A 20,699-nucleotide genomic window follows, 5' to 3' on the forward strand; every position below is an offset into this window, starting at 1 on the left:
GCCCCCGAGTCCTGGCCAGGACTCGGGGGCGACGGGTGTCGCGGGACCCGGCGGCGGGTGTCGCGGGACCTGTGGGACGACGGGGGTCGCGGACGGGGCCGCGGCTCAGTGCTGTCGTCCGCCGGAGCGCCGGCGCAGCACGTAGAACACACCGGCGCCGGCCACGGCGATCAGCGAGGCGCCGACCGCGAGCTCGACGGTGTCGAGGTCGCCGCCGGAGCTGCCGCCGAGGCCGCCCCGGACGCCGAGCGGGGAGATGGTGGACCGGACGGTGGGCCGCACCGTGGGCCGGACGGTGGAGCTGGTGGTCGGCGAGGCGCCGGTGATCGTCAGCTGTGCGGTGCGCCGCGTGTTGTCGCAGTTGAACGTCACGGTGTACGTGGCGCCGCGCTTGGCGTCGGAGTCGACCGTCGCGTTGCGCGAACTGTTCTGGGGGACGCTGACGGTGTCGAAGACCCCGGAGGACACGGTGGCCTCGACGGGGCAGTTGGTGACGTTCAGGGTGACCTGGCCGCCCGGTGCGATCACGGAGGGGGTCACGCTGAAGGCGAACGACGTGTCGCCGGCAGCGTTCGGGCCGGTCTGGGCCGCCATGGCGGTGGACGGGGCGAGCGCGAGCGCGCCGGCGCCGATGAGTGCGGCGGATGCGATGCGTATCGCGCCCATGGTCAATCCTCCGGTCCCCGAGGAGCAGCTGCGGAACCGATTCCACAAAAGGGGGAAATGCACCTCGATGACCGGAACGCTAGGAGGCGACCCGGCGTGTCGCGATCGGTGTCCGGCGAATGGGGCATCGGGGTCCCCCGCCCGGCCGAGCGGACACCGCGCCACGGGGACGCGGTGCCGGTGCGCGGCCGGGCCGCCGGCGGGTCAGCCGATGCCGGGGAACAGGTCGAGGAACGGCCCCGCCGTCGCCGAGATGCCCCGCCCGAAGGGGGCGTCGAAGTCCCAGATCAGGAAGAGCAGAAACGCGATCAGGGCGCTGAAGAGCCCGGCGAGGAGCAGCTCCCGCCAGGTGCGCCTGATCTGCAGCGTGAAGATCAGGCCGACCGTGACCAGGGCTCCGGTGATCAGGCCGAACCAGACCACCCCGGGCATGGTGGCCCCGGCGCCCTGGCCGCGGGCGGTCCTGGCCGCGTCGACGGCCCCCACCTGGTCGATCAGCGGCTGGTAGGCCTGTGCCTCGAAGTCGTTGGCCGGGTGGTAGTCCGTCACGTCGCGGCGGATCTTCTCCAGCTTCTGCGCGCTCTCGTCGGTGAGGTCGCCGTGGTCGGCCATGTGGCTCCACTCGGTGTGCACCACATACGAGGCGTACTCCTCGACGTCGGCCCGGGTCCGGTCGCGTACCTCCGCCGGGTAGACCTGGACCCGCTGGCTGATCTCGTGGAGCGCCTGGGCCTCCTGCTGGACATCGGCCTGGGCGGCGCCGCGGCCCTCCCAGACGCCCGCGATGGCGAGGCCGAGGACGATGGCGTACACCACGCCGATCATCATCGTCATGTACTCGATGACGTCCGGGGTGTCGGAGGGGTCGTCGTTCTCCGGGTCGATCCGGCGGTTGCTGAACAGGGTGATGGTCAGCACGACCGCGCATGCGGCGGCCATCGCGATGACCAGGACGAGCCAGTCGGACAAGGGGGGCCTCTCAGGAAAGTGGGGCTCAGCGCGAGCGGGAGCCGGAGCGGGTGCGCAGCAATGCGGCGCCGAGCACGGCGGGCGCGGTGATGAGCAGGGTGAGGGTGACGGGGGAGAGCCGCGGCGCGGGCTTCTTGCGCGGCGGCATCCGGTAGGCGCGCAGGACGAACGGCTTCGCGGCCGGCGGCGCCGGATGCGGCGAGGCACCGGGCGCGGGCGGGGCCGGGGGCACCACCGGCGCCGGAGGAGGCGCCGGGGGCGCCGGCACCGGGGCGGGCGCGGCGGGCAGGTGCACCACCGGGGGGCGCGAAGGGGCGGGCGGCGGCGCGGGGCGGGGCGGCGGCGTGGGCCGCGGCGCGGGCGGCACCGGCGGCCGCGGCGGCGGCGTGACGGGCGGCGGCGTCGGTGGCACGTGGGTGTGCGTGGGCCTCGGATGCGGCCAGGGCGGGAAGGGGCACTGGTGGTGGCCCGAGCCCGCCACCGCCCACGGCGAACCACCGCCGCTGCCCTGCGATACGGAGGCGTACGCGCAGGCGTCGGCCTGCGCGGTCGGCGCCGGTGCGGCCAACAGCACGGTGAAGGCCGTGGCGGCGAGCAGCCGCCCGGCGAGGTGTCGTCCTTGCACTCAGTGATCATCGGGCGGCGGGGGCCTCCTCCGTGGGGGTGGCGGACCGATTCGCCTGAAGGAGGGACTTACCGGCGTTCTGCGCCCCCCACGTTGACCTGCTGTTCGGGTTCGTTCGGAAAATTCCCGGGTCCGCGTTGAACGCACCTCCACCCGCCGCCCGTACTTAGGGCCATCAACCGGTGCCACCGGCGCCTCAACAGCCTTATGAACAACGGGAGTTGCCATGAACACCTGGCGCAGCACAGTGCTCGCGGCAGCGGCGGCAGCAGTACTGGCACTGACCGCGACGGCCTGCGGCCAGGACAAGTCAAGCGCCTACGGCAGCGGCGGCGGGCAGCCGGTCGCCAACGCCGGAACCGCGAGCTCCGACACCGGGTACGGGTCGGGCGGCGCGTACGGGCAGGCGGGCGGCGCCGTGTCCGCCGCCAAGCAGGCCGGTCAGCTCACGGTCACCGACAGCAAGGACCTCGGCAAAGTCGTCACCGACAGCGCGGGGTTCACCCTCTACCGCTTCGACAAGGACACCGCGAGTCCCCCCGCGTCGAAGTGCGAGGGCGACTGCGCGACGGCCTGGCCCGCGGTGCCCGCGGCGGGTGTCACCGCTCCGGCCGGCACCGACCAGTCGAAGATCGGCTCGGTCACCCGCGCCGACGGCACCAAGCAGCTCACGATCGGCGGCTGGCCGATGTACCGCTACAGCAAGGACACCAACCCCGGCGACACCAACGGCCAGAACGTGGGCGGCACTTGGCACGCGGCCGCACCCGACGGCAAGAAGGCGTCGGCGGCCGCCGCGCCGGCCGCCGCAGCACCGCTGCCCGGCCTCTCGGTCCGCAAGGACGCACAGCTCGGCGACATCATCGTCGACGCCCGCGGCATGACCGTCTACCGGTTGAAGAAGGACTCCGCCTGGCCCATGAAGTCGGCCTGTACCGGCGCCTGTCTGCAGAAGTGGCCGGCGGTGGCGCCCGTCGCCAAGAACGACACCAAGGGCATCGCCCTCAAGGGATTCGTGACCTTCGACCGGCCCGACGGCGTCAAGCAGCAGTCCATCACCTGCTGGCCCGTCTACACGTTCTCCGGCGACACCAAGCCGGGTGACACCAACGGTCAGGGTATGGGCGGCACCTGGTACGCCGTCTCCCCCCAGGGAAAGCTCGTCGGCGCACCCAAGTAGGCACCCGTGGCCGCCGGCAGACCCAACTGGCCGCCCGTAGCCCCCAGTAGCCCGGGGCCCACCCCCGTCGGCCCGGTACCGCGACCCCTCGCGCGGTGCCGGGCCGATGCGTGTGTCCACCCACCGGTACGGTTGCGTACGCCACCGCCGCTGCCCGTACGATATGGCGCACATGCCCTGGGCCTGTGACCAAGAACGGACGAGCATTTTCCGTTTTTACTCGCTCTCCCGGCGGACGATCAGTAGCCTCAGGCGCAAACAATGGTCATGGTCATGGCCTCCTGCGGCGACTTGTTGGAGACATTGATGGAGCGTCCCGCCTGGGCCCCCCAGGGCATCGACATCTCGGTGCCGAGCGTGTCCCGCATATACGACTACTACCTGGGCGGTTCGCACAATTTCGAGGTGGACCGGGAAGCCGCCCGCGAGGCCATGCGCTTCATGCCGGGGCTGCCCAAGGTCATGCAGGCCAACCGTGCTTTCATGCGCCGCGCCGTACGATTCGCCGTCGGTGAGGGCATCAGGCAGTTCCTGGACATCGGATCCGGGATCCCGACGTTCGGAAATGTTCACGAAGTCGCCCAGGCGGCCAGCCCCGAGGCCCGCGTCCTGTACGTCGACCACGACCCGGTCGCCGTCGCCCACAGCCGTGCCGTTCTCGAAGGCAACGAACACGCCGCGATCGCGGCGGCCGACCTGCGCAAGCCGCAGGACATCCTGGGCGCCGCCGAACAGTCCCAACTCCTCGACCTGTCACGGCCGGTGGCGCTCCTCCTGGTCGCCGTGCTGCACTTCGTCGAGGACCAGGACGACCCCCGCGCGGCCGTCGCCGAGCTGCGCGACGCGCTCGCCCCGGGCAGCCTCCTCGTGCTCACCCACGCCTCCTACGAAGGTATCCCGCTCACCGAGGAAGAAGCCGGCGGCACCGTGGGCGTCTACCGCGCCATCAAGAATCCGCTGGTGATGCGCGCCCGCGAGGAGGTCGCCCGGTTCTTCGACGGGTTCACCATCGTGGAGCCCGGACTGGTGTCGATGCCGCTGTGGCGGCCCGAGAACGACACCGACCAGGAAGATCCGTACGCCTTCTCCGGCTTCGCGGGCGTGGGGCGCAAGGCGTGAGCACCCCGCCCCGGGCGCCCGCTCCGGACATGGCGCCGGACAGCCCCGAAGACCGGCTCAGACGGTTCGCGACGATCTGGAGCCGCGCGATCTTCCCGGTGACGGCGACCTCGCTGACCCGGCCCGAGTTCGAGCAGCACCTGGTGCCGCTGGCCCGCCGGCTCATCGAAGCCCTGCACGGGCGGCACTTCGACCCGTCTCCCGCACAGGAGGCGGGTGCCGCCCTGGTCGCCGCGCACTGCACCGACCCGGACGCGCTCAGCCGCAGCCTCGGCGTGGTCGAGTCCTACCTCGTGCTGTACTGCGGCGCGGGTCACCAGCTCTCCGCCGAGGAGGCACGCGCCCGCTGCGCCCGGCTCCAGCACGCGCTCGCGGCCGGCTTCGCCGCCGCCCTGCGCGAACGGACCCGGTCCGAGCAGGAAGCCATCGCCCGCTCCGCGATGTCGGCGCGCAGCGCGGCCCTCGAAGCCCTGCACACCACCGAGACGCGCTTTCGCGCCGTCTTCGAGGGAGCGGCCATCGGTATCGGCATCGCCGACCTGGAGGGCCGGGTCCTGGAGGTCAACGAGACCCTCACCCGGATGTTCGGCGGCATAGAGGGCCAGATCCGCAGCCGCAACGTCAGCGAGTGGGTGCACCCCGAGGACGCCCCGCACGTCTGGCGGCTCTACGGCGAACTCGTCCGGGGCGAACGCGACCACTACCGGGTCGAGAAGCCCTACTACCGGGGCGACGGCACCGTCCTGTGGACCAACCTCACCGTCTCGCTGCTGCGTGACGCCGAGGGCAATCCGAAGTACCAGCTCGCCCTCATGGAGGACACCACCGAGCGCCGGCTGCTCAATCTGCGGTTGCGGTACGAGGCCACCCACGACGCGCTCACCGGGCTGCCCAACCGCACGCTGTTCTTCGAACGCCTGGAGAAGGCGCTCGCACCGGGCGACGGCAAACGCTTCGGCCTGTGCTACCTGGATCTCGACGGTTTCAAGGCGGTCAACGACAGCCTCGGCCACTCCGCGGGCGACCGGCTCCTGGTCGAGGTCGCCGACCGGTTGCAGAGCTGCGCCACCGGCCCGGGCGAGATGGTGGCCCGGCTCGGCGGCGACGAGTTCGTGGCGCTCACCACGGGCCCGGACACCGAGTTCGAGGCGGACGAACTCGCCTCGCGCATCCTGCACACCCTGGCCACCCCGATCCGCATCGAAGGCCGTGAGCTGACCGTGCGCGGCTCGATCGGCGTCGTCGAGGGACCCGCGGGCGAGCGCAGCGCCGCCGAGGTGCTGCGCAGCGCCGACATCACGATGTACCGCGCCAAGTCGGCGGGCGGCAACCGGTTCGAGTTCGCCGACGCCGAGGCCGACGCCCGCGCCATCACCCGGCACGGCCTGACCAACGCGCTGCCCGCCGCCCTGGAGCGCGGCGAGTTCTTCATCGAGTACCAGCCGCTCGTCCACCTCGGCGACGGCAGTGTGCACGGCGCCGAGGCGCTGGTGCGCTGGTCGCACCCGCAGCACGGTGTGCTCGGTCCCGACCGGTTCATCCCGCTCGCCGAGCACACCGGGCTCATCGTGCCGCTCGGCCGCTGGGTGATGCAGGAGTCCGTACGTCAGGCACGCGCCTGGCAGCTGGCCCACGCAGGCGCCACCGACGGCGGCCCGCTGCGCATCAACGTCAACCTGTCGCCGACGCAGCTCTACCACCCGGGTCTGGTCGCCGACACCGTCGAGATGCTGGAGCGCACCGGCCTCACCCCGGGTGCCCTCTGCCTGGAAGTCACCGAGTCCGCGCTCATCGGCGCCGACGACGACCTGCTCAAGCCGCTGCGACAGCTCGCCGACATGGGGGTGGACATAGCCCTGGACGACTTCGGTACGGGCTACTCCAACCTCGCCAACCTGCGCCGCCTGCCGGTGAGCGTGCTCAAGCTGGACCGGTCCTTCACCCAGTCCATGCAGCAACTGCCCGCCGACCCGGTCGACATCAAGATCGTCGAGGGGATCGTGTCGCTCGCGCACAGCCTGTCGCTCGCGGTGACGGTGGAGGGCGTGGAGACGGGCGCCCAGGCCGAGCAGCTGAAGGAGCTGGGCTGCGACACCGCCCAGGGCTGGTACTACGCCCGGCCCGGGGCGCCGGACCGTATCCATTCGCTGGCGCTGGTCGACGCGGTCTGACCCGACGGGGAGCGGGCTCGCCTCTCAGGCCTTCGAGGCCTCGGGACGCGGCCCGCGCCGCCCCGTACCGATGCTGAGCAGGACCCGCTGCAACTCCCGTGCCGCGCGCGGCGGGTCCACATCGCTGCGGTGGGCCAGCGCGATCGCGCGGCGCAGACCGGGCAGGGCGAGCGGTGTGACCCGCAGGTCCTTGGCCCGCGCCGCCACCATGCTCGGCACCACGGCGACCCCGAGCCCGGCCCGTACGAAGCCGAGCACCGCGTCCATCTCGCCGCCCTCCACGGTGAACGCGGGCTCGAACCCCTCGGCCCGGCATGCGGCCACGGTCAGCTCCCGCAGGTCGTAGCCGTGCCGGAACATCACAAGGGGAGCATCGCGCAGCTCACCGATCCGCACCGCGCCACCGGAGCCGGGCGGCGCCTCGGCCGGCGAGGAGACCACCACCAGGTCCTCCTGGAGCAACTCGATCGTGGTGAGGGCGGGCGACCCGGCCGGCAGGGGCAGCACGATGAGCGCCAAGTCCAGGGCGCCGCGCGCCAGTTCGCGAACGAGATCGTGCGAGCCGCCCTCCTCGATGAGGAGCTGGATGCCGGGATGGCGGTCGTGGAAGGTGCGCAGCACATCGGGCAGCAGTCCCGTGCACAGACTCGGCGTGGCCCCGAGCCGCACCCGGCCGCGCCGCAGCTGGGCCAGCTCCTGCACCTCGATGCGCGCGGTGTCCGCGTCCGCGAGGATCCGCCGGGCCAGCGGAAGGAGCGCATCACCCGCGTCGGTCAGCGCGATATTGCCGCGGGCGCGGCTGAACAGCTCGGCGCCCAGCTCGTTCTCCAGCGCCTTGATCTGCTGGGAGAGCGAGGGCTGCGAGACGTGCACGCGCTCGGCGGCGCGGGTGAAGTGCCGGGTCTCGGCGACCGCCACGAAGTAGAGGAGCTGCTGGAACTGCATGCCCCCTACGATAGGGCATCCCTATGGAGATGAGCTGAACCATGTCTTGGACCTCTCGGGTCGTTCGCCTCTAGCGTCAGTGACATGGCTCTGGCAACGCGCACCGATCAGCGGACGGACCACCGGCCGTCCCTGCCGCGCACCCTCTGGGACTCGACCGTAGGCAAGAAGACGATCATGGCCGTGAGCGGTCTGATCATGCTGTCCTACCTGGTCGTCCACATGATGGGCAACCTGAAGATCTTCTTCGGCGCCGGCCAGTTCGACTCCTACGCGCACTGGCTGCGCACCATCGGCGAGCCCTTCCTGCACTACGAGTGGGCGCTGTGGCTCATCCGCGTGGTGCTGGTGGCCGCCGTGGTCGGGCACGCCGTCGCCGCGTACCAGCTCAGCCGCCGTGACATCCGCGCGCGCCCCACCGGCTATGTGCACAAGCGGGCCCGGTCGAGTTATGCCACCCGCACGATGCGCTGGGGCGGCGTCATCCTCGCCCTGTTCATCGTCTGGCACATCCTGGACCTGACCACCGGCACCGTGCACTCCGGCTTCCGGCCGGGACACCCGTACCAGAACGTCGTGGACACCTTCTCCACCTGGTACGGCAACACCATCTACATCGTGGCGATGGCCGCGCTCGCCCTCCACGTCCACCACGGGTTCTGGAGCGCCGCCCAGACCCTCGGCGTCGGCAACGCCACCCGCGACCGGGTCCTGAAGACCCTCGCGGTCGTCCTCGCCGTGCTGCTCTTCGCCGGATTCGTCTCCGTACCCGTCGCCGTCATGACCGGAGTGGTGAGCTGACATGACCTCGTACACCGACTACGCGCAGGGCGAGCCCGTCGCCGACGGCCGCGCGCCGCAGGGTCCGATCGCCGAACGCTGGGACACCCGCCGCTTCGAGGCCAAGCTGGTCAACCCGGCCAACCGCCGCAAGCACACCGTCATCGTCGTCGGCACCGGCCTCGCGGGCGGCTCGGCCGGGGCCACGCTCGCCGAACAGGGCTACCACGTCGTCCAGTTCTGCTTCCAGGACTCGCCGCGCCGCGCCCACTCCATCGCCGCCCAGGGCGGCATCAACGCCGCGAAGAACTACCGCAACGACGGCGACTCCATCCACCGGCTCTTCTACGACACCGTCAAGGGCGGCGACTTCCGCGCCCGCGAGTCCAACGTCCACCGCCTCGCCCAGATCTCCGTCGAGATCATCGACCAGTGCGTCGCCCAGGGCGTTCCGTTCGCCCGCGAGTACGGCGGGCTCCTCGACACCCGCTCCTTCGGCGGCGTCCAGGTCTCGCGCACCTTCTACGCCCGCGGCCAGACGGGCCAGCAGCTCTTGCTCGGCGCCTACCAGGCGCTTTCGCGCCAAATCGCCGCAGGCAACGTGGAGTTGCATGCCCGTACCGAGATGCTCGACCTGATCGTGGTGGACGGCAAGGCCCGCGGCATCGTCGCCCGCGACCTCGTCACCGGGAAGATCGACACGTACGTCGCGGACGCGGTGGTCCTCGCGAGCGGCGGCTACGGCAACGTCTTCTACCTGTCCACCAACGCCATGAACTCCAACGCGACCGCGATCTGGCGGGCCCACCGCCGGGGCGCCCACTTCGCCAACCCCTGCTTCACGCAGATCCACCCCACCTGCATCCCGCGCACGGGAGAGCATCAGTCCAAGCTCACCCTGATGAGCGAGTCGCTGCGCAACGACGGCCGCATCTGGGTGCCCAAGGCCAAGGGCGACACCCGCCCGGCGGCCGAGATCCCCGAGGACGAGCGCGACTACTACCTGGAGCGCATCTACCCCGCCTTCGGCAATCTCGTGCCGCGCGACATCGCCTCGCGCGCCGCGAAGAACGTCTGCGACGAGGGGCGCGGGGTCGGGCCCGGCGGGCAGGGGGTCTACCTCGACTTCGCCGACGCCATCGCGCGGATGGGCCGGGCGGCCGTCGAGGCGAAGTACGGCAACCTCTTCGACATGTACGCGCGGATCACCGCCGAGGACCCGTACGCGACCCCCATGCGGATCTACCCGGCCGTGCACTACACCATGGGCGGACTGTGGGTCGACTACGACCTCCAGACCACCGTGCCGGGCCTGTTCGCGATCGGCGAGGCCAACTTCTCCGACCACGGGGCCAACCGGCTCGGCGCCTCCGCCCTGATGCAGGGCCTCGCCGACGGCTACTTCGTCCTGCCTGCCACCATCAACGACTACCTCGCCCGCAACCCGCACCAGCAGCCCGTCACCGACGCGCACCCGGCGGTCGCCGAGGCCGTGGCCGAAACCGAGGACCGTCTCAACCTCCTTCTCGCCGTGGACGGCGACCGCACCCCCGACTCCTTCCACCGGGAGATCGGCGAACTCATGTGGGAGTACTGCGGGATGGCCCGCACCGAGTCGGGCCTGCGCAAGGCGCTCGACCGGATCCCGCAGATCCGCGAGGAGTTCTGGCGCCGGATCAAGGTGCCGGGCAGCGGCGAGGAGTTCAACCAGTCCCTGGAGAAGGCCAACCGCATCGTCGACTACCTGGAGCTCGCCGAGCTCATGTGCCTCGACGCCCTGCACCGCGCCGAATCCTGCGGCGGCCACTTCCGCGAGGAATCCCAGACCCCGGCCGGCGAGGCCGAACGCCGCGACGAGGAGTTCTCGTACGCCGCCGCCTGGGAGTTCACCGGCACCGGCGCCGCGCCCGTCCTGCACAAGGAAGACCTCGTCTTCGAGTACGTCCACCCCACTCAGCGGAGCTACGCATGAAGCTCACCCTGCGCGTCTGGCGCCAGAAGAACGCCAACGCGCCCGGCGCGATGTCCACTTACCCCGTCGACGGCATCTCCGCGGACATGTCCTTCCTCGAAATGCTCGACACGCTCAACGAGGAACTCATCCTCAAGGGCGAGGAGCCCGTCGCCTTCGACCACGACTGCCGCGAAGGCATCTGCGGCGCCTGTTCGCTCGTCATCAACGGCGACGCCCACGGCCCCGAGAGGACCACCGCCTGCCAGCTCCACATGCGCTCCTTCGCGGACGGCGACACCATCGACGTCGAGCCGTGGCGCGCCTCGGCCTTCCCCGTCGTCAAGGACCTGGTCGTCGACCGCTCCGCCTTCGACCGGATCATCCAGGCCGGCGGCTACATCAGCGTGCCGACCGGCGCCGCCCCCGAGGCCCACGCCACCCCGGTGCCCAAGCCCGACGCCGACTTCGCCTTCGAGCACGCCGAGTGCATCGGCTGCGGCGCCTGCGTGGCGGCCTGCCCCAACGGCTCCGCGATGCTGTTCACCTCGGCCAAGATCAACCATCTGAACGTGCTGCCGCAGGGGGCACCCGAGCGCGAGACCCGGGTCCTGGACATGGTCGGGCAGATGGACGCCGAGGGCTTCGGCGGCTGCACCCTGACGGGCGAGTGCGCGACGGCCTGCCCCAAGGGCATCCCGCTCCCGTCGATCGCGGCCATGAACAAGGAGTGGCTGCGCGCGACGAGGAAGGCGAAGAAGGCAGGCCGCTGACGCGGGCGGGCGCGCCCCCCGGTGATGTCCGGGGGCGCGCCGCTCAACTCACGTACGGATTACGCTGCTTGACTAGGCGACGGACAGATCGTCCCCGTACACCGCGCCCTGCCCGTACCAGCCGTGCAGGTAGACGGTGACGGTGCCCGAGGCGCCGGTCGTGAACGGTACGGTCAGCTTGGTCCAGCCGCTGGAGTTGGTCCACGTGCTGGCCGTGGCGCCGCCCCGCACCCCGAGGTAGGCGTAACTGCCCTGTACCCAACCGCTCAGCGTGTACTTGGTGTTGGGGGCGAGAGCGAGCGTCTGCGCGCACTCACCGGTCTGGCCGGCGGTGGGCGCGGTCTTCAGCGCGTACGAGCCGCCGTGCACGGGGCTGGACACCACACCCGCGCCGCTGTCGCACGTCCACGGGGCGAGCGAGCCGGCTTCGAAACCGCCGTTGACCAGCGCGCCGGTATTGCCACCGGGGCCGGACACGGTGAGCGTGAAGGTCGTCGAGTGGGTGAGGGTGCCGGCCGTACCGGTGACGGTGATCGGATAGGCGCCGGGCGCGGCCGACGCGGAAGCGGCGACGGTGAGCTGGGCGGAGCCGCCCGCGGTGACGGAGCTCGGGCTGAGCGTCGCCGTCACGCCGGCGGGGGCGCCGGAGGTGGTCAGGGCGAGGGACTTGGCGTTGCCCGAGGTGACGGCGGTGCTCACCGTGGCGGTGGTGGAGCCGCCGGGTGCGACCGAGGCGGAGCCGGGGGTGACGCCCACCGAGAAGTCGTCCTGGACGGGCCCGCCGCCGCCGGTGAAGGGCTCGAAGGTGTGGCTGAAGTACCAGGTGTCCTGGGCGATTCCGGAGCACGTGTCCGAGCCGCCGGTGCCGGGGCAGCCGCCGTTGTCGCGCTGGAGGGCCCAGAAGGAGAGCGTGTTGATGCCCTTGGCGACGGCCCAGTTGTAGACGGCGGTCGCGTCGGCGGTGGTGAACGTCTCGGCCGCCCCGTAGTCGTCGATGCCCGGCATCTCGGTGACGCCGACCATGCCCCAGAGCTGGGCGGACGACGTGCCCGGGTAGAGCGAGGCCAGCTGGTTGAAGAGCCCGGTGGCGGCGGTCTGGGTGTCGTTCGCCATGTTGTGCGTGGCGCCGTCGTAGTAGTCGAAGGTCATGATGTTCACGACGTCGACCTTCGCGCCGTACTTGACCGCGCTCTTGAGCACCGCGAGCCCGCTGTCCGCGAGACCGCCCGTGGTGGTGGGCAGGGTGTAGGAGAACTGCACGGAACGCCCGTTGGCCGCCGCCCAGTCCTGCACCTTCTTGATCGCCTGGTTGCGGCGGTCGATGCCGGCCTTGTTGGTCAGCGAGTTGTCCTCGATGTCCATGTCGAGCCGCGACAGGTCGTAGGTGGTGATGACCTTCTCGTACGCGGCGGCTATCGAGTCCACGCTGGTGCAGCTGTCGGCGATCTCCGTGCCGCCGTTGTCGGCCGCGTACCCGCCGAACGACGGGATGACGTCACCGCCGCGCGAACGGATGGTGGCAATGTCGGCGCCGAACACGGACGACGAGATCGGCTGACTGGTCGAGCCGTTCCAGTACGGCGTGCACGACCCCTTGGCCTCGGCCTGCACGAACGCCATGGTCAGGTACTTGGCGCCCGACTTCTGCGCGAGATCGGCCGGGCTGTCTGAGGAGTACGCCTCGAAGTACGGCGCGAAGACGTGGGCGGGCAGCGGGGTGGCGGCATGCGCCGCACCGCCGGCCCCGATGACCAGGCCGGCGGACGCGGCGACGGTACTGAGCGTGGCGAGCAGGGCGCGAACGGATCTCGGGCGTCTCATCGGGGCTCTCCGACGGGGGTGAGAGAAGGGTGCGGACGCCCCATGATTGGTCTGGACCAGGTGCCGGTCAAGGGTCTAGGCCAATTAATTCCGCGGGCTTTGCTCCGAGGGCCTGCGGAGTCCAACTGGCCTGCGGGGGAGGAGAGTCGGGGCGAACGGTCGCGCGGAGTGCGACCGCGACACACCGGTCGCCTGGGGCGAACTGAACGACACCCGCTTTGGGGAGTCTTCCCTGGCGCCGCTCCACCCAGCCTCGCGTCCAGCACGACGGACGTCGTTCAGCTCACCCAAGCCCTCAAGATCGCCGCTGCACAGGATCAACTTCCCGTGGCAGCCCCGGCAGCGAGGCTTGAGTGAAGCCCCCATCAGGCTCTCCAAGCAGTCGATCAGGGTGTCGTGCCGACGCCGGGCCGGCTCGTCCTTCGCGGACATCTTGCACAGCTCCCCGGCTCTGCCCGCAGCCGCATGTGTGCCATATGTGTGCTGCGAGTACGAAGGCCCGCCGTCGGACGAAAGGGCCCTCTGGCCAGGTGTTTCTCTGTGCCCCGGCAGGGTTCCACTGTGTGACACCCGCGTAGGAGAGCGGTGCTCCGCGCCTCGCGCCTCTGGGGTGAGAAGGTCAGGCCAGCGCCTTCGCCAAATACGGCGCCGTGCGGCCAAGGCCGGTGTCAGCCACCTTGGCCGGGGGGCCCGTGGCCACCACGCGGCCGCCCTCGTCGCCGCCGCCCGGCCCCATGTCGAGCATCCAGTCCGCGCCCGCCACCACCGTCATGTCGTGTTCCACGACGATCACCGAGTGGCCCGCGTCCACCAAGCCGTGGAGTTGGCGCAGCAGGATCTCGACGTCCGCCGGGTGCAGGCCCGTGGTCGGTTCGTCCAGGACGTACAGGGTGTGGTCGCGGTGGGTGCGCTGCAACTCCGTTGCCAGTTTGATGCGTTGGGCCTCGCCGCCGGAGAGTTCCGTCGCGGGCTGGCCCAGGCACAGGTAGCCGAGTCCGACGTCGAGCAGGGTGCCGAGGCTGCGCGCCGCGGCGGGCGTGTCGGCGAAGACGTCGGCCGCCGCCTCCACGGTCAGGTCGAGAACCTCGGCGATGGTGCGGCCCCGATGGGTGACTTCGAGGGTCTCGGGGTTGTAGCGCGCGCCGTGGCAGTCCGGGCAGGGCGCGTACGTGCTCGGCAGGAACAGCAGCTCCACCGACACGAACCCCTCGCCCTGACAGGTCTCGCACCGCCCGCCTGCCACGTTGAAGGAGAACCGGCCCGCCTTGTAGTCGCGCGCCTTCGCCTCGCCGGTCTCCGCGAACAGCTTGCGTACGACGTCGAAGAGGCCGGTGTACGTCGCCAGATTGGAGCGCGGCGTGCGGCCGATCGGCTTCTGGTCGACTCTCACCATCCGTCCCACACCCGGGAGTTGGTCGCTGATCGCGTCGACCAGCGTGGACTTTCCCGAGCCCGAGACCCCGGTCACCGCGGTGAACACCCCCAGCGGGAACGCCGCGTCGACGCCGTGCAGATTGTGCCGGGTCACGCCGGTCAGCTCCAGCCATGCGCGCGGCTCGCGGACCGTGCGGCGCGGCGCCGGGGCGCGGTCGAAGAGGTAGCGCCGGGTCGCCGACTCCTCGACGCGGGCGAGCTCGGCCGGCGGCCCGCTGTGCAGGACCCGGCCGCCGTGCTCGCCGGCCAACGGGCCCACGTCGACCAGCCAGTCCGCGTTCCGCATCACATCAAGATGGTGCTCGACCACGAACACCGAATTGCCCGCGGCCTTCAGCCGGTCGAGCACCCTGAGCAGCGCCTCGGTATCGGCCGGATGCAGCCCCGCCGACGGCTCGTCCAGGACGTACACCACGCCGAAGAGCCCGGAGCGCAACTGCGTTGCGAGCCGCAGGCGTTGCAGCTCGCCAGCCGAGAGTGTCGGCGCGGTGCGGTCCAGGCTCAGATAGCCGAGGCCCAGTTCGACGACCGGGGCGATGCGGGAGAGGAGGTCGCCGGTGACGGCGGCCGCGGTCGGGCCGCCGTCCGTCTCGCGCAGCAACGCGGCCAGCGCGGTGAGCGGAAGCGCCACCAGGTCGGCGATGGTGCGGCCCGCGAAGGTGACGGCGAGCGCCTCGGGACGCAGCCGGGCGCCACCGCAGACCGGACAGTCGGTCGCGGTCAGAAAGCGCTCGGCCTTCGCTCGCAGCGTCTGGCTCTTGCTCTCCGCGAACGTCTTCATCACATAGCGGCGGGCACTGAAATACGTTCCCTGGTAAGGGCGTTGGATGCGGTCGGCGTCCCGCACCGGGTGCACCGTGACCACCGGCTGGTCGTCGGTGAACAGGATCCAATCGCGGTCGCTCCGGTCGAGCTCCCGCCAGGGCCGGTCCACGTCGTACCCGAGCGTGTCGAGCACATCGCGCAGGTTCTTGCCCTGCCAAGCCCCCGGCCACGCGGCGATCGCACCCTCGCGGATCGACAGCGAGGGATCGGGGACGAGCAGCTCCTCGCTGGTGCGGTGGACGCGACCGAGCCCCTGGCACTCCGGGCACGCGCCGACGGCCGTGTTGGGGGAGAACGCGTCCGAATCGAGGCGCCCGGCGCCCGGCGGGTAGTCGCCCGCCCGGGAGAACAGCATGCGCAATGAGTTGGAGAGCGTGGTCACCGTGCCGACCGACGACCGCGAGGAGGGGGCCGAGCGGCGCTGTTCGAGGGAGACGGCGGGGGGCAGCCCCGAGATCTCACCGACGGCCGGCGCACCCACCTGATGGATCAGGCGCCGTGCGTACGGCGCGACCGACTCGAAGTAGCGGCGCTGCGCCTCGGCGTAGATCGTGCCGAACGCCAGCGAGGACTTCCCCGACCCGGAGACACCGGTGAACACCGCGAGACAGTCGCGCGGGATGTCGACGTCCACCCCGCGCAGATTGTGCTCGCGGGCGCCACGGACACGGACGAACGGGTCAGAGGGGCTTTGCATACCGGAATCCTACGGGTGGCTCCGCTCGAGCGATCTTCGAAGCGCGCCGCGAACCCCGCCCTCGTCCTCAATCGCCGGACGGGCTGAGATCGCCTCGACTGGGCGCCCAGCCCAGGGGCAGCTGACCTAGGGGCGCGGGGAACTGCGCGACCAGCCGTGTACGATCCGCAGCCGGGGCTCAAGGCGCAGGCCGCTCCAGACCCCGGTTCCGGCGTGAACGGAGCTCGCCCGGGGGCATGTTGCCCGGCATCGAGCAGCTGAGCGGCGTGCGATTCGTCAGGCTCCTGCCAGCCGCGCCAGCCTGCCGTACGAGTCGAGCCACGCCCCGCGATCGTACGTGCTCGTCGTGACGAGGAACTCGTCCGCCCCGCTGCGGTCGAGAAGCTTCTCCAGCGCCTCGGCCACCTCATCCTGCGTCCCGTACATCTGGCGGTCCAGCGCCTCGTCGAACAGCGTGCGCTCGCGGTCGCTCATGGTCTGCGCCATCACATCGTCCGGCGCGGAGAGCGGCGGGAACGCCCCCCGCGTGCGGGAGAACGCCGTCGACCACGCCTCCGGAAGCAGCAACCGGCGCGCGGCCTCGGTCGTGTCCGCCACCGCGACCGTGCCGGACACCACGACGTACGGGCGCTCCCCCTGCGCGGACGGGCGGAACGCCTCGCGGTAGTCCTCGATGGCCCTCAGCATGGTCTCCTCGCCGCGCACATTGGCGATGACCAACGGAAGCCCGGCCTCCGCCGCGACACGGGCGCCCTTGCCCGTGGCCAGCACGAAGGTCGGCACCGCGAGGCCCTCCGCCGGATGCGCGTGGACCTGGGGGTGAACCCGCTGGCTTCCGTCGAAGTACCCGAGCAGCTCGGCCAGTTGCGCGCCGAAGTCGTCGGCGTCCTCCTTGCCGCGGCCCAGCGCCTTGCGGATCCCGTCGGTGAACCCCACCGAGCGGCCGAGCCCCATGTCGATCCGGCCGGGGAAGAGGGACTCCAGGACCCCGAACTGCTCGGCCACCACGAGGGGTTGGTGGTTGGGCAGCATCACACCGCCGGTGCCGACCCGGATCGTCGAGGTGGCCGAGGCGACGGCTGCCGCGAGCACGGTGGGCGCGGAGCCGGCGACGCCGGGCACCGAATGGTGCTCGGAGACCCAGAAGCGGTGGTACCCGAGCCGCTCGGCCTCGCGGGCGAAGGCCACGGTGTCCCGCAGCGCCTGCGGTCCGTCGTGACCGGCGCGGACGCGCGAGCGGTCGAGTACGGAGAAGGGGGTCGTCGCGATCAGTGAGCTCACACAGGGTTCAACACCCGCGCCGCCCCAGGATTCCCGCGGCCGGTCCGACCGGACCCGGCGCCCCGCCCTGCCCCCCTTGCCAGGGGCGCCCAGCTCGGCCTCTCCGCCGGGCCCTAGCCTTGGCGGTGTGATCGACAGAACCCGGCCCCTGGCCGTCTTCGACCTGGACGGCACGCTCGCCGACAGCTCCCACCGTCAGCGCTTCCTCGACCGGCGGCCGCGCGACTGGGAGGCGTTCTTCGCGGCGGCCCCCGCCGACCCGCCACTGTCCGAGGGCGTGACGCTGTGCCGCGACGCTGCGAAGGAGTGCGAGGTCGTCTACCTCACCGGGCGGCCCGAGCGGTGCCGCGACGACACCGTGGAGTGGCTCGCCGCACAGGGGCTGCCCGACGGTCCCGTACACATGCGCCGCAACGACGACCGGCGCCCGGCCCGCCTCACCAAACTGGAGCTCCTGCGCCGGCTGGGCCGCGGCCGCGAGATCCGGATGCTGGTCGACGACGACGAGCTGGTGTGCGACGCCGCCGAGCAAGCGGGGTTCCGTGTCGTACGGGCGCGCTGGACCGGCGCGAGCGAGGCCCTGAAGGACGCCCAGGAGCACGAGGGCCGCACCTGAGTACGGCCCAGCCCCCAGCTGGGCCGCACCTGAGCATGACCCAGCCCCAGCCCGGCCCGGCAGCTGGGCGCCTGGACACAGCCCAGCCCCAGTCCGGCCCGGCCGAGGAGTCATCTGCCCAGGGGCCGTCGGAGTCAGACCTCCGCGTCGTCGTCCAGCCGGAAGCCGACCTTGAGGCCGACCTGGTAGTGCTCGATCACGCCGTTCTCGATGTGCCCGCGCACCTGGGTCACCTCGAACCAGTCCAGATTGCGCAAGGTCTGGGCCGCGCGGGTCACCCCGTTGCGGATGGCCTGGTCCACGCCCTCGTGGGAGGTGCCGACGATCTCGCTGACGCGGTAGGTGTGGTTGGACATGGAGGTGCTCTCCTCTCGTCGCATTCCTCCACCGTGCCCCACTCGGCCGCGCTCCGCGAGACAGCGGCCCGCACCTGGCTCGTCCCGGGCGCTCCCCGCCGGACGCGACCGCCCTTGGATGGCCGGAAAGTTCGGTCTCGCCGGGGCTTGACCACCTCATTGGTCCATACCAAACTCACGATGCGCACCCGAACAAGCCACCGTGCTTCCCCCACGTCGGGTCATGACTGCTTGCCCACACGCAGAAGGTGACCTCTCGTGAAGATCCGCCGCACCCTCGCCTGCTCCCTGGCGCTCGTCTCGCTCTGCGCCCTCAGCGGCTGCGGCGCCCTGCCGGGGTTCGGTGGGAAGACCACCAAGATCACGGTGTGGCTCATGAAGAACAGCGCGTCCGACGACTTCGTGCAGCGCTTCAAGCAGGGCTTCGAGAAGGCCCATGACGGCGTCGAGCTCGACATCCGCGTCCAGGAGTGGACCGGAATCGGCGAGAAGATCACGGCCGCTCTGCAGGGCAGCGGTGACGTACCGGACGTCATCGAGGTCGGCAACACCCAGGTCCCCCAGTACGCGGCGAGCGGCGGCCTCCTCGACATGACCCTGGAGTCGCTGCGCGACTGGGGCAGCAGCGACTGGCTGCCTGGCCTCGCCCAGCCCGGAAACGTCGACGGCATGCAGTACGGCATCCCCTGGTACGCCGCCAACCGCGTCGTCATCTACAACAAGGACCTCTTCGCGGCGGCCGGGATCGCCAAGCCGCCGAAGAACCGCGCGGAGTGGCTCGCCGACACCGCGAAGCTCAACTCCAGCCAGGATCAAGGGATTTACCTCGCAGGCCAGGACTGGTACACCTTGGCCGGGTTCGTCTGGGACGAGGGCGGCGAGCTCGCCCAGGAGGACACCGGCGACTGGAAGGGCACCCTCGACAGCCCGGCCGCGCTGCGCGGCATGGAGTTCTACAAGCAGCTCCAGGCGCTCGGCAAGGGGCCGCGCAATGCCGACGAGGAGACCCCGCCGCAGGCCGGCGTCTTCGCCCGGGGCAAGGTGGCCCAGATGATCGCGGTGCCCGGCGCCGCGAAGGCCATCCAGAAGGCGAATCCGGGCCTCGTGGGCAAACTGGGCTACTTCCCGATCCCGGGGCCCACCGACGCGAGACCGGGCGCGGTGTTCACCGGCGGTTCCGACCTGATCATTCCGCGCAAGACCGGGCACCGTACCGAGGCCGTCCAGGTCGTCGAGGCGCTGGCGGGCGAGAAGTGGCAGACCGACCTGGCGATGACCATGAACTACGTACCCAACAAGTCCACCCTCGCCCCCGCGGTCGAGGGTCAGGCGGGCACGGCGGCCATGGCCAAGGGCGCCACGCGGGGCCGTGCCACCCCCAACTCACCGCAGTGGGCGGCCGTCGAGGCGGACAACCCCATCAAGCCGTACATGACGGCGGTGCTCGACGGAGCCGACCCGAAGAAGGCCGCGAAGGCCGCCTCCGACCGGATCACCTCCCTGCTCTTCCCCTGAGGGGCGGCGGCCCGGTGCACCGCAACGCACGGGGTCCGGCGAGGCACTGCAACGCACGGGGTCCGGAAGGGCACCGCGGCCCACGGGGTCCGGCAAGGCAGCGCGGCGCACGGGGTTCGGTGAGACGCAGCGGGCCCCGTGCACGCCTCGGCCGGGGGCGTCGGGGTGAGCCGCGATGAGGCCGGGTGACCGCGGATGACAGGATGGGCCCATGCAGAACGTATTTTTCGACATCACCATCGGCGGCGAGAAGGCCGGCCGCATCGTCTTCCGGCTCTTCGACGACGTCGTCCCGGAGACGGCCCGCAACTTCCGCGAGCTCGCCACCGGCCAGAACGGCTACGGCTACGCCGGTTCCTCCTTCCACCGCGTCATCCCGAACTTCATGCTTCAGGGCGGTGACTTCACGCACGGCAACGGCACCGGCGGCAAGAGCATCTTCGGCGCCACCTTCGCCGACGAGAACTTCTCGCTCAAGCACGACCGGCCGTTCCTGCTCTCGATGGCCAACCGCGGCCCGGGCACCAACGGCTCCCAGTTCTTCGTGACGACCGTCGTCACCGACTGGCTCGACGGCAAGCACGTCGTCTTCGGCGAGGTCGTCGAGGGCCAGGACCTCGTCAAGCAGATCGAGGCGCTGGGCACCCCCAACGGTGCCCCGCGCGCCGACGTCGTCATCAGCGAGAGCGGCACCGTCGACGCCTGACGTACGCCCCACCCGCCGAGCGCCTGCCGGCGCTCGCGTCTCACACAGCGCGCCTGCCGGCGCTCGCGTCTCACACAGCGCGCCTGCCGGCGCACGCACCACACGAACGGCGCCATCCGCCCCGGGTCTCCATCCGGCGCGATGGCGCCGTTTCGCGTGTCCGGGGCGGGGCATTCGGTGGTGCGGCGGTGCTGCGTTGATCACTATGGAGGTGTTGACGAACACCGGTCGGGGGCACTCGGGCAGTGACGGCTCAGTACTCGCCCCGT

At 71.1% G+C, this 20,699-nt stretch carries 17 protein-coding genes; 9 read left to right on the forward strand and 8 right to left on the reverse strand.

Annotation, left to right across the window (positions count from 1 at the left end; genetic code table 11):
- Positions 1 to 105: 105 nt before the first annotated feature.
- The 3 genes from AB0D31_RS19485 to AB0D31_RS19495 form a co-directional block, all read right to left on the reverse strand.
- Positions 106 to 666 (reverse strand): hypothetical protein, encoded by a 561-nt coding sequence (locus tag AB0D31_RS19485; protein WP_362724388.1) that lies wholly within the window; start codon positions 664 to 666, stop codon positions 106 to 108.
- A gap of 204 nt (positions 667 to 870) precedes the next feature.
- Positions 871 to 1,635 (reverse strand): DUF4239 domain-containing protein, encoded by a 765-nt coding sequence (locus AB0D31_RS19490; RefSeq protein WP_362724390.1) that lies wholly within the window; start codon positions 1,633 to 1,635, stop codon positions 871 to 873.
- 25 nt (positions 1,636 to 1,660) lie between these two features.
- Positions 1,661 to 2,260 carry a hypothetical protein gene (locus AB0D31_RS19495; protein WP_362724393.1) on the reverse strand — a complete coding sequence of 200 codons (600 nt, stop codon included), beginning with the start codon at positions 2,258 to 2,260 and terminating at the stop codon, positions 1,661 to 1,663.
- 226 nt (positions 2,261 to 2,486) lie between these two features.
- On the opposite strand from AB0D31_RS19495, the gene AB0D31_RS19500 reads away from it, so the two are divergent.
- The 3 genes from AB0D31_RS19500 (at position 2,487) to AB0D31_RS19510 (ending at position 6,730) form a co-directional block, all read left to right on the forward strand.
- Positions 2,487 to 3,440, forward strand: coding sequence for an SCO0930 family lipoprotein (locus AB0D31_RS19500; protein WP_362724396.1), 954 nt, complete (start codon positions 2,487 to 2,489; stop codon positions 3,438 to 3,440).
- A gap of 306 nt (positions 3,441 to 3,746) precedes the next feature.
- Positions 3,747 to 4,559 (forward strand): SAM-dependent methyltransferase, encoded by an 813-nt coding sequence (locus AB0D31_RS19505; RefSeq protein ID WP_362724398.1) that lies wholly within the window; start codon positions 3,747 to 3,749, stop codon positions 4,557 to 4,559.
- Entirely contained in the window at positions 4,556 to 6,730 is a 2,175-nt protein-coding gene (locus AB0D31_RS19510; RefSeq protein ID WP_362724400.1) for an EAL domain-containing protein, read from the forward strand. The genes AB0D31_RS19505 and AB0D31_RS19510 overlap by 4 nt, the downstream gene beginning before the upstream one ends.
- Before the next feature lie 24 nt (positions 6,731 to 6,754).
- Here the strand turns inward: AB0D31_RS19510 and AB0D31_RS19515 are convergent, their stop codons facing one another.
- The gene (locus tag AB0D31_RS19515) at positions 6,755 to 7,675 is read right to left on the reverse strand and encodes a LysR substrate-binding domain-containing protein (protein WP_362724403.1); all 921 of its coding nucleotides are present in this window, start codon (positions 7,673 to 7,675) and stop codon (positions 6,755 to 6,757) included.
- An 84-nt stretch (positions 7,676 to 7,759) separates the two neighbouring features.
- On the opposite strand from AB0D31_RS19515, the gene AB0D31_RS19520 reads away from it, so the two are divergent.
- The 3 genes from AB0D31_RS19520 to AB0D31_RS19530 are packed head-to-tail and all read left to right on the forward strand — an operon-like array spanning position 7,760 to position 11,179.
- Complete coding sequence (locus tag AB0D31_RS19520) at positions 7,760 to 8,476, forward strand: succinate dehydrogenase (protein WP_362724406.1); 717 nt, start codon at positions 7,760 to 7,762, stop codon at positions 8,474 to 8,476.
- 1 nt (position 8,477) lies between these two features.
- Entirely contained in the window at positions 8,478 to 10,427 is a 1,950-nt protein-coding gene (locus AB0D31_RS19525; RefSeq protein ID WP_362724408.1) for a fumarate reductase/succinate dehydrogenase flavoprotein subunit, read from the forward strand.
- Entirely contained in the window at positions 10,424 to 11,179 is a 756-nt protein-coding gene (locus AB0D31_RS19530; protein WP_362724411.1) for a succinate dehydrogenase/fumarate reductase iron-sulfur subunit, read from the forward strand. The genes AB0D31_RS19525 and AB0D31_RS19530 overlap by 4 nt, the downstream gene beginning before the upstream one ends.
- 72 nt (positions 11,180 to 11,251) lie before the next feature.
- Here AB0D31_RS19530 and AB0D31_RS19535 read toward each other — a convergent pair whose 3' ends face one another.
- From AB0D31_RS19535 to AB0D31_RS19545, 3 genes are all read right to left on the reverse strand, one after another.
- Positions 11,252 to 13,000 carry a carbohydrate binding domain-containing protein gene (locus AB0D31_RS19535; protein WP_362724412.1) on the reverse strand — a complete coding sequence of 583 codons (1,749 nt, stop codon included), beginning with the start codon at positions 12,998 to 13,000 and terminating at the stop codon, positions 11,252 to 11,254.
- 619 nt (positions 13,001 to 13,619) lie between these two features.
- Positions 13,620 to 15,956 carry an excinuclease ABC subunit UvrA gene (locus AB0D31_RS19540; protein ID WP_362724414.1) on the reverse strand — a complete coding sequence of 779 codons (2,337 nt, stop codon included), beginning with the start codon at positions 15,954 to 15,956 and terminating at the stop codon, positions 13,620 to 13,622.
- A 276-nt stretch (positions 15,957 to 16,232) separates the two neighbouring features.
- Positions 16,233 to 17,237, reverse strand: a complete 1,005-nt coding sequence (locus tag AB0D31_RS19545; protein ID WP_362724417.1) for an LLM class flavin-dependent oxidoreductase — start codon at positions 17,235 to 17,237, stop codon at positions 16,233 to 16,235.
- Positions 17,238 to 17,364: 127 nt separating this feature from the next.
- Between AB0D31_RS19545 and AB0D31_RS19550 the strand changes: the two genes are divergently transcribed.
- The gene (locus AB0D31_RS19550; protein ID WP_362724419.1) at positions 17,365 to 17,853 is read left to right on the forward strand and encodes a hypothetical protein; all 489 of its coding nucleotides are present in this window, start codon (positions 17,365 to 17,367) and stop codon (positions 17,851 to 17,853) included.
- A 134-nt stretch (positions 17,854 to 17,987) separates the two neighbouring features.
- Here AB0D31_RS19550 and AB0D31_RS19555 read toward each other — a convergent pair whose 3' ends face one another.
- Positions 17,988 to 18,209: a dodecin gene (locus tag AB0D31_RS19555; protein ID WP_261713274.1), complete on the reverse strand. Its 222-nt coding sequence runs from the start codon at positions 18,207 to 18,209 to the stop codon at positions 17,988 to 17,990.
- Positions 18,210 to 18,467: 258 nt separating this feature from the next.
- Here AB0D31_RS19555 and AB0D31_RS19560 point away from each other — a divergent pair, with 258 nt between their 5' ends.
- Positions 18,468 to 19,724: an extracellular solute-binding protein gene (locus AB0D31_RS19560; protein ID WP_362724422.1), complete on the forward strand. Its 1,257-nt coding sequence runs from the start codon at positions 18,468 to 18,470 to the stop codon at positions 19,722 to 19,724.
- A gap of 211 nt (positions 19,725 to 19,935) precedes the next feature.
- Positions 19,936 to 20,430: a peptidylprolyl isomerase gene (locus AB0D31_RS19565; RefSeq protein ID WP_362724425.1), complete on the forward strand. Its 495-nt coding sequence runs from the start codon at positions 19,936 to 19,938 to the stop codon at positions 20,428 to 20,430.
- Positions 20,431 to 20,699 lie beyond the last annotated feature (269 nt).

This window comes from Streptomyces sp. NPDC048361, assembly GCF_040651795.1.
Taxonomy (GTDB): domain Bacteria; phylum Actinomycetota; class Actinomycetes; order Streptomycetales; family Streptomycetaceae; genus Streptomyces.